Source organism: Algoriphagus algorifonticola, assembly GCF_007655305.1.
Classification (GTDB): domain Bacteria; phylum Bacteroidota; class Bacteroidia; order Cytophagales; family Cyclobacteriaceae; genus Algoriphagus; species Algoriphagus algorifonticola.
The window spans coordinates 1-12,178 of sequence record NZ_VLOG01000034.1 but is presented as its reverse complement, the minus strand read 5'-3'; the positions used below and the strand labels follow the sequence as shown (position 1 = coordinate 12,178).

At 39.7% G+C, this 12,178-nt stretch carries 10 protein-coding genes; 3 read left to right on the top strand and 7 right to left on the bottom strand.

Annotated elements, in window-relative coordinates; all coding sequences use genetic code 11:
• The first annotated feature begins 162 nt into the window (after positions 1–162).
• Complete coding sequence (locus tag FL972_RS07235) at positions 163–1,524, top strand: M20/M25/M40 family metallo-hydrolase (RefSeq protein ID WP_144604376.1); 1,362 nt, start codon at positions 163–165, stop codon at positions 1,522–1,524.
• Between the two features lie 43 nt (positions 1,525–1,567).
• Here the strand turns inward: FL972_RS07235 and FL972_RS07230 are convergent, their stop codons facing one another.
• From FL972_RS07230 to FL972_RS07205, 6 genes are all read right to left on the bottom strand, one after another.
• Complete coding sequence (locus FL972_RS07230; protein WP_144604375.1) at positions 1,568–3,976, bottom strand: penicillin acylase family protein; 2,409 nt, start codon at positions 3,974–3,976, stop codon at positions 1,568–1,570.
• A 144-nt stretch (positions 3,977–4,120) separates the two neighbouring features.
• On the bottom strand, positions 4,121–4,564 hold the full coding sequence (locus FL972_RS07225; RefSeq protein WP_245756425.1) for an Hsp20/alpha crystallin family protein: 444 nt from the start codon (positions 4,562–4,564) through the stop codon (positions 4,121–4,123).
• A 117-nt stretch (positions 4,565–4,681) separates the two neighbouring features.
• A complete protein-coding gene (locus FL972_RS07220) occupies positions 4,682–5,662 on the bottom strand; it encodes an NAD(P)-dependent alcohol dehydrogenase (RefSeq protein ID WP_144604374.1) in 981 nt (326 codons plus the stop codon).
• Positions 5,662–6,816 (bottom strand): retroviral-like aspartic protease family protein, encoded by a 1,155-nt coding sequence (locus FL972_RS07215; RefSeq protein ID WP_144604373.1) that lies wholly within the window; start codon positions 6,814–6,816, stop codon positions 5,662–5,664. Before FL972_RS07215 ends, FL972_RS07220 begins: the two co-directional genes overlap by 1 nt.
• Positions 6,817–6,822: 6 nt before the next feature.
• On the bottom strand, positions 6,823–7,194 hold the full coding sequence (locus FL972_RS07210; RefSeq protein ID WP_091654837.1) for a VOC family protein: 372 nt from the start codon (positions 7,192–7,194) through the stop codon (positions 6,823–6,825).
• 35 nt (positions 7,195–7,229) lie between these two features.
• Complete coding sequence (locus FL972_RS07205) at positions 7,230–8,321, bottom strand: Gfo/Idh/MocA family protein (protein WP_144604372.1); 1,092 nt, start codon at positions 8,319–8,321, stop codon at positions 7,230–7,232.
• Positions 8,322–8,550: 229 nt separating this feature from the next.
• Between FL972_RS07205 and FL972_RS07200 the strand changes: the two genes are divergently transcribed.
• Positions 8,551–9,798 carry a hypothetical protein gene (locus tag FL972_RS07200; protein ID WP_144604371.1) on the top strand — a complete coding sequence of 416 codons (1,248 nt, stop codon included), beginning with the start codon at positions 8,551–8,553 and terminating at the stop codon, positions 9,796–9,798.
• A 2-nt stretch (positions 9,799–9,800) separates the two neighbouring features.
• On the opposite strand, the gene FL972_RS07195 is transcribed toward FL972_RS07200, so the two are convergent.
• Positions 9,801–10,898 carry a DUF6544 family protein gene (locus FL972_RS07195; RefSeq protein WP_144604370.1) on the bottom strand — a complete coding sequence of 366 codons (1,098 nt, stop codon included), beginning with the start codon at positions 10,896–10,898 and terminating at the stop codon, positions 9,801–9,803.
• Positions 10,899–11,160: 262 nt separating this feature from the next.
• Between FL972_RS07195 and FL972_RS07190 the strand changes: the two genes are divergently transcribed.
• Positions 11,161–12,171 carry an IS30 family transposase gene (locus FL972_RS07190; protein WP_144602280.1) on the top strand — a complete coding sequence of 337 codons (1,011 nt, stop codon included), beginning with the start codon at positions 11,161–11,163 and terminating at the stop codon, positions 12,169–12,171.
• Positions 12,172–12,178 lie beyond the last annotated feature (7 nt).

The following is a 12,178-nucleotide window of genomic DNA, read 5'->3' as shown; positions in this document are numbered from 1 at the left end:
TGTGCATTCGGTATATTACTGTGATGAGAATCAGTATTTTGAAATATTTATTGGAAGTTAGTAATGCTTTCCAAATTTTAATTTGAAAGATTCATGGAGAATTATGTGGATAGCTTTTCAAATTGCATTAGATTTTTCAGTTTTAGGCAAAATTGATATACCATGAAAAAAATACTATTTCTTCTTTTTCTTTGCCCACTAATTCTAAAAGCTCAGAATCATTCTGAAAACATTCAAAAAATCTTCAACTATGAATTGACTGAAGGAGAGACTTATGAAAATTTAAGGTACCTCTGTAAAGAAATAGGGAATAGAATTTCAGGTTCACCTCAAGCTGCTGCAGCCGTAGAGTATACCAAGCAATTGATGGAGTCGTATGGGTTTGATACCGTTTACCTGCAGCCCGTGATGGTTCCTCATTGGGTGAGGGGTGGAAAAGAGCATGCGAAAGTTTTGAACTCCTCCAAATTAGGGGCTGTAGATTTGAATGTGTTGGCTTTGGGAAATAGCAGAGGAACTGGACCCAATGGTCTGGTAGGGGAAGTAGTGGAGGTTTACGGAATAGAAGGGCTTCGAAAATTGGGAGATCAGGTAAAAGGGAAAATTGTGTTTTTCAATCAGCCCATGGATCCCACTTTAATCAATACTTTTCAGGCTTATGGTGGAGCAAATGGACAAAGAGGCTCGGGTGCAGCTGAGGCGGCAAAATATGGAGCTGTAGCAGTTTTGGTAAGATCTTTGACCAATCGAGTGGATGATTTTCCGCACACTGGAAATCAACGATATAATCCAGATTATCCAGAAATCCCAGCTCTGGCTATTAGTACTAAAGACGCTGAGCTATTGAGTAGTTTACTGAAGGGCCAGAAAGATTTGAAAGTCTACCTTCAGAATAATTCAATGATGAAAGAAGAAGTTCTTTCCTACAATGTCATTGGGGAAATCAGGGGTTCTGAAAAGCCTGAAGAAATCATTGCTGTAGGAGGCCATTTGGATTCTTGGGATGTTGGAGAAGGAGCTCATGATGATGGTGCTGGATGCATGCAAGCCATAGAAGTTTTGAGGATTTACAAAGAAATGGGATGGAAGCCAAAGAGGACTCTCAGGGCTGTGATGTGGATGAATGAGGAAAACGGTTTGAGAGGTGGTCAGGAGTACGCTAAAGTAGCCAAAGCCAAAGGTGAAAAGCATATAGCTGCCATTGAATCTGATGCGGGAGGGTTTATTCCTTTAGGTTTCTCATCCAGCGGAACAGAGGCTCAGCGATCCAAGTTGGCTTCATGGAGGGACTTATTTACTCCTTACAATATCTGGAAGTTTGATGTGCCAGGTGGAGGAGCGGATATAGGTCCTTTGAGAGATCAAGGCCCCATTTTAATCGGTCTGCATCCTGATTCTCAGAGGTATTTCAATTACCATCATACTGCCGCTGATGTATTTGAGGTAGTGGATCAGCGGGAATTGGAGCTTGGTGCTGCCGCGATGACAGCTTTAGTTTATTTAATAGAGCAGGAAGGGATTTAATTTCTTCTTTTTAGAATTCAAGAGTGATCAATCATCAAATTGATCACTCTTTTTTTGGTTCGAAAATCCGTTTAGAATGAGCAGAACTTTCAACAGATTTTTTCATAAAAGGAACACTAACGAATTCATCTTTTGCCCAAATAGAAAACAAGTTTTTATAAAATGAGCTTTCTGGATCTCCAGACTGTCCTGGGGTATTAATTCCTAGGGTTCTTTCCCAGTTTTCAGTATCTACCAAAATTCTGAAAGATGCTCCTGAAGTATTGTTATCTCCATAGGCATTGGCACCAGGTGTATAGCTGTAGCCTCCACGGGGAAGAGGGCCGACATTTAATTTGGATTGCCATTCCTGATTTACCACTCTTCCTAAAGGATGATGAATCAGGGCGTGCTTGTAGTCCTTTTGGCCATATTGCCAGTTGGAAGGATTGGCTCCTAGTTTTTTCTCCAATGCGTCGATCGCTTCCTCGAATGAGTTGGTGAGCCACTGATCCCTCTGGGATTTGGCTTGAGTTGAAAATAGTATTTCAGGATTCTCAACCCATTGAATCACGCGAGTCATTGGAATACTACCAATTAAGTCACGAACTTCATCCGGGGCAGCGAGCTCCAAGGCCTTTTTCCTCAAGATTCTTTCCCACATTACATAAATTCCCGCCTCTATTGATTCTGGATTTAAATTAAAGTCCCAGCTAAGCAATGCTTTGCGCAAGGAATCGACTTTTTCATTTTCAAAATAAAGATCTGTTAGATAAGGCAGCAATTGTCTCGCAGGAAGGGAGAGATAATCATTTTGCAGAGCTCCTATTTCTACCAAAGTGAATTTTTTGTCTTGGGACAAAACTTCCTTGATTCTTTCTCCTCTAAAATTGTCAGCCCATTCAAAGCCCAAAGCTTCTGGAAAGGGGTAATTTTCAGGGGCCACATTCTGGTTTGCTGTGGCGATGAAACCTGACTCTGGATTATAGTCATGAGGACGGTCAGCAATAGGTAAATACCCATCCCATTCATATCTGCCATCTCCCATAGTAGCCACTAAACCGGAGAACCCTCTACGGACAGGGGCTATTCCTGTAGCTTGCCAACCTATATTTCCTTCCTTATCGGCCCAAACCATATTCTCTGCAGGAATATTATTGTATGTACAGGCGTCTCTAAACTCATCCCAATTTTGAGATTGATCCATTTTTAGGCTTGCTAAATAGGGAGCCGAACCGGGTTCCAACCATGCGCATTGAACTGCTACCGCTTTATTCAAATCCTCATCGATAAAAGTGACCGGGCCATGAATCGTGTAATGATGAGTAACTATTTGAGGAGATTGACCTTTCACCAAAATCGTGTCCTGTATTTGAGACATGGTTAACCATTCTCCCTTAAATCTATACTGAAGCGGATTTTTAGGGTTGATGTCATATATCCTGAGATCTTCATTGTCTGTGGAAAAAATTGTCAGACCCCAAGCTCCATGTTCATTATGACCTATTGAAACCCCGGGAATTACAGGTTCACCACCACCTACTACATTCCATCCTGGAGCACTTAGGTGAACCCAATATCTCAAAGATGGGGCTGCCTGTAAGCGGTGAGGGTCATTTGCCATGTAGGGGAAGCCACTTGCTGTTTTTTTACCACTTAAAACCCAATTATTGGAACCTTGAGCAAAGGCATCTGCTTCCAAAGTGGTTTTGAGTTCCTCCTGAAGAGCAGCTAAAGCTTCTTTTACTTCCTTTTGCTCTCCTCGATATTCGGGAGAAATATCCTCTGGCAGAAATTCCACACGGGTTCTGAATGCCTTATAAGGCGCTAGAATATCCTTAAACAACAATTCTTCGGGTATTCCGGGGTCAATTTCCAGATTAGGTTCATTGGGATGAAAGTAATAGAGTTTCTTTGCTTCATCTGAACCAATCAAACTTACCACCCGACTGATGTTGAGTTCATCGCTGACATTTTCCAACAATCCCTGATGTCTGGAAATCACAACTTCCCAAGTCCAAGGCTGGGGTTGAATTCCCAGCATTTGAAATTCTATTGGGAGAAGTTCAGGATTGGAGTTGGCTTCATCAATATAAGCGTTGATTCCTGCGACGAAGGCATCGACAATCTCCACTCCGCGGGGATGGTAATGCCGGAGTTCTGTTTCTTTATCTCCTCTGAATTTAAAAAGGCGAACTCCTCTATCGCGCTCCAACTCTCTTTCTCCCAAAATTTCAGCAAGAGAACCTGTGGCCTGCCTTTTCCATATTTCAAATTGAAACAATCGGTCTTTGGCCGCTAAATAGCCTTGCATGAAGAATAGATCTGCTTCATTTTGAGCAAAGATGTGATTGATCCCATTTTTATCCCGGATGACTTCAACCTTGTCCTGAAGCTGAGTGAGGGAAACGTTCTCCTCGGAACTACAGGAGAAAATAAAAATTACGAGGGTAAATAGAGATAGTGCTTTCATGAAATATGGGGCTTTCTGTAATTTTTCAATTTCTAGGCAGATAGGCAATACCATTGACATAAAAAATAAAACCCCGACCAGAAGGCCGGGGTCCCAATTCAAACCAATTACTAAAAAATAATCCTGATGTAATCTGAAGCCTGTTTAGCCGACTTCGATCGCTTTTTTGGGTTTATTTTCAACTGATTTTACTTTGGGTAGGACTATTTTCAAAATCCCCTTTTCGTACTTGGCATCGATTTGTTCATCTTTGACATTTTCCGGAAGGGCAAAGGCCCTATGGATGCTGGAGTAGGAGAATTCTCTCTTACGATAGTTCTCTTTTTCTTCCTCCATTTTCATCTCTTTTTCGGCTGATATGTTAAGAATTCCCTCTTCGACTTCGATTTTGAAGTCCTTTTTATCAAATCCAGGTGCTGACAACTCTAGCTTAAATTCCTTTTCACTTTCGATGACGTTAGCAGATGGAACCTCCACAGATTTATCTGTAAACCAAAACTTATTGTTCATATGGAAGGGGTCTTCAGCCCCGAAGAAGTCTTGAACCATTTTTGGCCAAAAACCTCTGTCTTTAGTTAGTGCGCCCATGGTTTCTGTTGTTTACTGGTGGATCATTTATTTAACACTTAAATCTCCAATAATTTCTTCAAAACACTCATGACGAGTGTCAGTAAACAAACTGATAAATATCAATGATTAGGAAGGTTATTGGAGACCAAAATCCTTATTCAAATAGGAAAGAATCACGTTCCCTAACTTTTTCCCGGAACCCACATAAGTATAGGCTTCTGGAAGTTGTTCGAGACTGACTACTCGATCAATCAAAGGCTTGAATTTGTCTTCAAGTAAAAGCTCTTCAATTTGAATTAAGCTTTTATTCACGTTGAGGGGGATGGGGAATTTGACTTTTTTGCTGGAAAAAAATGAGGTTGACAAAGATAAAAATGGGTTCTCCCAATTGTGTCCCAATTCAGAAGAAAGGTAAGTGCCATTTTTTTTAAGTAAGGGCTTACAAATTTTAAAACGGCTTTTTCCTACGGCATCGAGTACGGCATCGAATTGTTGCTTGATTCCTGTAAAGTCATCTAGTAATCCATCAATCACTTGATCGGCTCCTAATTGAGCCACTTTTTCGACATTTCCTAGGCTTACTGCAGTTACATGGATATTTCGGGACTTTAAAATTTGAATGGCAGCTGATCCTATTGCACCGGTCCCACCAATTACCAAAACCTGATCACCTTCTTTCAAATTAATTTTATTGAGAAAGTTATATGCATAGTGTACACCTTCAATGGAGGCACCTGCTTGAATTGGATCTATGTTTTTGGATACTTTTCGTAGGTTTTCGAAGGAAGAAGTACAAAAGTATTCTCCATGACTTCCACAGCCATTGTCTATAAAACCCCAAACTCTATCTCCAACAGCGTATTCTTTTACTTCGGACCCTATCTGGGTGATTTCACCCACAAAGTCAGTCCCTGGGGTAGCTCGCTTGGGTTTAGGATAGCCGACAAAAAGCCTCATGATCCAGGGCCAACCCGTTAAAACCGCCATATCTGTTCGGTTTACTGTACAAGTCATCACCTTCACTTGGATTTCCTTTGGTTGAGGTTCGGGTTCGGGGAGTTCTGCGATTTCCAACTCGGAAGGCGAACAGTATTCATATCTGACAGCTGCTTTCATTAGTTTAATGGAATCCTGGTAAAAATTACTTCTTGACCGTTCAGTTTGGTGATGGTGACTTGGTCAAAATTGAGACCATAATACCATCTGATGAACTGACAATTATCTTCAAAATCCATGGACGAAATTCCATTGACCAATGCTACCTCTTCCCCGATTTCTACCAAGGCATCTTCTGGACTTAGCCCAATAGACTTTCCGGAAATAAGAAATTTTCCTTTTTCAAAACTGAAACTAAGATGATTAGGGTCTCGAAATGAAGGAGTTTCATTTTTTAATTTTAGGTAATAAGTAGATTCTGAATTGTTGATGACGGTTTGGGAAGTTAATGTTGAGAAAAATGAAACACCTATTTTTTCTGTAGTTGGATATTCAAAATTCAGGGGAATTTGGGTATACACATGATTACCTATCTTTAAACTATCTATGATTATGGTAAATGCAGGTGCAATTTGTTGGCTGATCGCACCAATACTCATGCTGATACTAGGATTATCTTTAGCCTCGATGTTCTTTTGTTTCAAAAAGTCCTGAACAATACTTTTTTTGTTATCAAGATCCACAGTGCCTGCGAAACCAAAGTCAACGAGGATGTTTTGATATTCAAGACTATCAAAACTGAAATCAAGGTAGGGCCTGTTATTCCTATAAATTACATCAAAGCTTTGCCAGCTCTCATCGACCGGAAAGGGCGACTTGGATGCATAAATCATCTTGTTTTCGAAATCTATTTGCCAGTTTAATTGTCTAATCAAGTTCGAACCCAAAAGGTAGTAGTCGTGGCAAACCAAATAAGGCATATCAACTAAAAGACTACTCACATTTCGAATTTCAAGAGGGCCCAGTTCTACTATTTCAGTGATGGCCGTTCTAACCTTTTTTTTGTTTTTATTCGCATCCTGCATGGTGAGTTTTTTTCCTTTTTTGGAAATAGCCCCCTTCTCCTGAATGTTACTTCCAGCTAGACCCCGTGCAGCTCCAGTGTCAAATGCAAAGTTTACCTCTCTGCCATTCATTTTTCCTTTAAAGACTAAAAGTCTGGCATCCATGTGAAATGGTGCTGAAAAAATGCTGTCATTGAAGGAATTCGCGAGAGATATCTCAAAAAAGGCGAAAAAAAAGAGGGTCAAAAAAACAATACTTCTTCTTTTCATGCTTTTCTAGATATGTTGATCAATCAAGATTCCGTTTCCATCCGGATCAAAAAATAAAATACTACCTGGGCCTTCACCATTGGGGTCAGCCTCTTGTGCTAAGGTGATTCCTTGGGATTTTAGCTCAGATTGAATTTTTCGAACATCATCATAGCCGGGGACAAGTTTTGCATCCTGGTCCCAACCTGGGTTGAAAGTGAGGATGTTTTTCTCAAACATCTCATGAAAAAGCCCAATTAGCGTTTGTTCATTTTTCATGATGAGATAGTTCATCTCCTCTGATCCCCCGAAAACTGAAAAGCCGAGTTTTTCATAAAAGGCTTTTGAGGCTTGAAGATCTTTGACTGAAAGACTGATAGAAAAAGCTCCGAGTTTCATAAATTAGATAGGTTAGTTATCTTAATTTACCCAAATTATTGAAAATAAACAGTCTTCCCTATTTCAGCGCTTTCTTTTGCGGCTTGCAAAATATCCATGACGATCATGTTATTCTCCAAAGAGTACAGATCAAAAGGAGGAAGTTGAATTTCATCCCTGATTACGGCTTTCAATAGTAAAAATGGATCTGGGTAGGGAGCTGGTAATTCCGGTAGTTGTAATGTGTGTTCATCAAAACCATCATAGCCTTCTGCCAATCTAATTCGAAGTTGATGTCGATTATCTGCGAAAATAGCCCCAGTTTCCCCGTAAATTTCCATGTCTTTTCTTCCTATTGGCCAATTCCAAGAAGCTTGAATGATCACTTGAGCTGTTGGATAATTTACGATGATTGTGGCATCATCTTCCACTTTGGGGTTATTTTCAGGCTGCAGTTGCTGAGTGATTGCCGTAACTGAAATGGGTCTTTCCCCATTCATTAACCAAGTCATTAAATTGGCACCATAACACCCAAAATCCATCAAGGCACCTCCACCATTTAATTTTGGATCTGTTAGCCATTCCAGAAACTCCTGCCCTACGCCAATTTTTTTTGGCCCACGATGGCCATCTCTGACAATCACTTTTTTGATGTCGCCTATTTCACCCAATTCCAATAGTCTTTTAGCTTCATGATTGCTGGGATACCAACTCGTTTCATAATTGGTCAATATATGAATGCCATATTGATTAGCCAGTTTCTCCATTTCTAAGGCATGCTCTTTACTGACGGCGAGTGGCTTTTCAACCATCACATGAATTCCTTTCGGTGCAGCCGCTTTTACAATGGCTAAATGGGAAAAAGTATCCCCAAAAGCCGCCACTGCTTCAGGTTGGCTTTTTTCCAGCATTTCATTCAAATCATCATACACCAAACTCATCGAAAAGCCATATTGCTTGGAGTACTTCTCCGCCAACTCCCTGTTGGACTCGCTTATCCCAACAATTTCATAATCCCCTCGATTCATGGATGATAGTACCCAACCCACATGCCCGTGGTTGAGCCCTGCCACGGATAGGCGGAGTTTTTGTGCCTGACAAAAAAAAACTGTTGATAAAAAGATTAATGAAAGGACGAGTGTTCTCATGGCTGGCTGAAGTTTTATGCTTTGGTATTTTCGCTGAATTTTCTTCAATCTCCAAAAATTTCATTTTTTCAATTTGAAAATGAGAGTCTTTTTTTCAAGATTAAAAGAAGAAGCCCATTTAAATGCAAAGCCCATCTTTTTCAACTGATTTTTTAAAATTAAATCTAAATCAGGCTTAGTTCATTTCGACTTTTATCTTTAGTTTTGAAAAAATTTCAAATAATTTCAAATGAAAAAAGTATTCTTATTTCTTCTATTTACACTTTACCTGATTTCCTGCCAAGAGAATGAAAATCCAGCAAATTTAGGTGATCCAACTCTCATTGAATTAAAAGTTTTTGATCAATATATCAATGAGAACCGAGAAGTATGGGCTATTCTTCAAAGTAAGGAAGGTGAAATTTTGGACATCAGAAAACTTGAAAATGGGAAGCTCGAAAAATTCGAAAATTTAACTGACAGAATCTACCATTTGACTTATATCTTAAGAGAATCTTCTCCTTTTATAAGTCAGGTTAATACATCTGCCTTTACCTATTTGTCAGTAAGTACCGGAAAAACATATACGATTGGATTGCCATTAGGAACATTCTCAGGGCCTGACGAGCCTTTCAATGGCTTTCATAGAATTACGCTCAATTTTTCTAATGTTCCAAAAGGCGGTTTTGCCAGTTCGAAAAATGGCAAAATCCCTCTTTCTACGAATATCAATGGTAATCAGATTGATATTGCTATGCTTTTTCGTGGTGAAAATGAAAGAATTTTTGTGTCAGGCGTTGGGCAGGAAGGTCAAGCACGATATGATTTTATATCGAATGTAAGTAAGGATGGTCAGAAGCAGGTGGATTTTTCCTCTATGAAAAATTTTGATAAAACTATAACTGTTCCAAAGCCATCCGGATTTTTCAGCTATACAATTACTGCTATGGAGGAAAATCAAAACAGATATGTCAATGGGTATCTAATTGGAACTTCTTCTTATGGATTTACTGGTAATTCATCAAATGTAGCCTTGGGGTATTTAAATGAATTTAAAGTTTATACGACACTTTTTACGGCTAATGATAATTCCAGGAGTATTTCTTTCTTTAAAGTAGGTTCTATCCCTTCAAAAATCAATTTACCATTTGGAAAGGATATTTCGGTTTCCAAAAATGGCGTCAATGATTTTAGGTTTACTAGTCCTACGGGAACCGATTATTCGATCATAACTTTTAGAAAATCGAATGATCCCAACTTTCCTAGTGAAGTGCTAAGTTGGTTTGTGTTTGGGAATCAAGAAGAATTTACCTTAAGAGTACCCGAAGAATTGAAGACCCAATATCCAGTAATGAGCGACTTGAATCTATTGAAGCTTGAAAGTATTCTTTCAGTGGAATCAACGTATTCTTACAATGATTATGTTCGAAATCAACTAATTGAAGTTCCAAAGTTGTTGCAATTCGAAACGACTCAAGTTTTAAAATTCTTTAATTAAATTTATTGATCGATTGGGCTTGGTTTATCAAAAGTATAGGTCACGGAGTCTATCTGAAGTTCAAGCCAAGTCCATTCCTTTTCCTTTAATCTCCAAGTTGCATTCATCTTGCTGGGAATTCTGATTTCTTGAAACTCCCTGTATTTTTCCACTTCCAAAATCCAAGGGAATCTCTGGGAATCAGGCTCATTTTTGAAATACCGGTCTGCCTCGAAGCGGATAAAATCCCCATTTTTATCAAAGTGAAAAATTCCTGAGCCACTTGTTCCACCTATAGTTAATGTAGCCTGAGCTGTACTTTCGTCCAACTCCTTCCATTCTACTGAAGGATGCCTCGCTAAACTCGGGATCCATACCATCTCGCCTAAATAGCGCTGCAAACTTCCCTCATCAATCTTGGGGCCCTTCGCATTGACAATTGGAAATATTCTATTTAGTTTGATCAGCATTTCTCCTTGGCCATTTTCAAATTTATCCCTTCCGGAGATGAATAAACCTGGAAATAACTTCATGAATACCTCCCAGTGAAAAGAAGGCGGGTCAATGCTAGTGGATTGTGAGGCATTGGCTTCCCTCCAGTTTTCCTGATCGGGATCCATTTTCATCTTAGCAGTCTGGTTGATCCTTGCCTGAGTGATTATCTGATTTTCTTTCAATCCTGTGGTTTTTAGCCATTTTTGAACTGCCGGGGGTAATTCCTCCAGGGGTCTTTGGCTAGGGATATTGATTTCTTCATTTAGGGTATTTACTTCTTTTTCCATCATACTTCTCCAGTTATTATCAGCTAAAGATTGAATGGCGAAAAATAGTAGGATCAAGTTGGGAAGACTTCCGAATTTGGCGTCTTTCCAGAAAATGAAGATGAGAACTTGAGAAAGAATTACAGCAGCTATTCCTACATGTCCAGCCCAAGGCTTTGAGGAAAAGAAGGCGGAGGCAAACAATAAAAAGAGGAAAAAGGAGATCAGCCACAGAAGTCCGATTGGTTGGGAAATGGGTTTGGTCAATTGAGAAATTTCGGCAAGCTTAAATGCTTTGAAGAATCCCAAGAGATGAATTATTCCATGTATCAATGCCAGTATAAAAACTCCTGTTTTCATGGCTCAAAAATTTATTTCAACTTTCTAACATGAAATTCGATATTTCGGCGAAAGATTGCAAGATGACTTTTTTCATGTTTTATCTCCTGAAAATCATCAGGTTGGATCATTAAATCTTCGTAAATTTCGTTAGATAAAACTTTAATCAAATGAAGAAGAAGACAATAAATACCCAGATTCAAGTAATAATTGCAACACTAATAGTTTAAGGAAGGAAGCCTAGGCTTCCTTCCTTAGGCTGAATAATTAAATTAGTGTTGACATGCAAAAATTCAATCAGCTCAGCCTAGAGCAAAGATATCAAATCGAGGTTTTAAACAAAGAGGGATTCAGTCAAACTGCAATAGCCTGTCGGGTCGGCGTACACAAAAGTACCATCAGTAGGGAACTGAAAAGAAACACTGGGAAACGGGGACGTAGTGCAGGAAATTACTCAGCACGCATAGCAATGAACCGGGCTCAAGAACGCCATAAATACAAACCCAAACACAGACGGTTTACCGAGGTAATGAAGGAGCAGAGCAGAATCTGGCTGGAAGATGAAAAACTGAGTCCGGAACTGATTGCCGCCAGGTGGAGAGTCAATGGCCAACCGGGAGTGTCCCATGAGACCCTCTACCAATGGATCTGGCTGGCAAAAAAAAGTAACCATTGGCAGTTCAGGAAGGATAGAGGATTATACAAACATCTCAGACACGGTAAAAGAAAACGTAAAAGAGGTAATTACAGGGATTCCAGAGGACTGATCAAAGAAAGAGTTTCCATTGAAAAAAGGCCTCCCGTAGTGGAGCAGAGGCAGCGGATCGGTGATATTGAAGTGGATCTGATGATGGGTAAAAACCATCAATCGGCACTTCTGGTACTGGTAGACCGGGCTACTTTAATCACCACGTTGGAAAAGTTAGAGGGTAAGAACGCCGATGTCATTGAACAGAAAATAACCAGAAGAATCGAACGGATTGGCGCCTCATTTTTTAAGTCAATCACGTTCGATAATGACAAAGCCTTCGCAAACCACCATCGAATCAGGGATAAATTCAACCTGCCAACCTTTTTTACAAGGCCCTATACGTCTCAGGATAAAGGAACGGTGGAAAACAGAATTGGATTGATCAGGGCTTTTTTACCCAAAGGAACAGACCTGAATCAGTACTCGGTGGAACAAATTCAATCCATAGAATTAAAAATCAATAACAGACCCGTTAGAAAGTTTGATTACCTTAGTCCATTACAAAAACTCAAACAAAAATTAGGTGTTGCATTTATGAATTGAACACGGC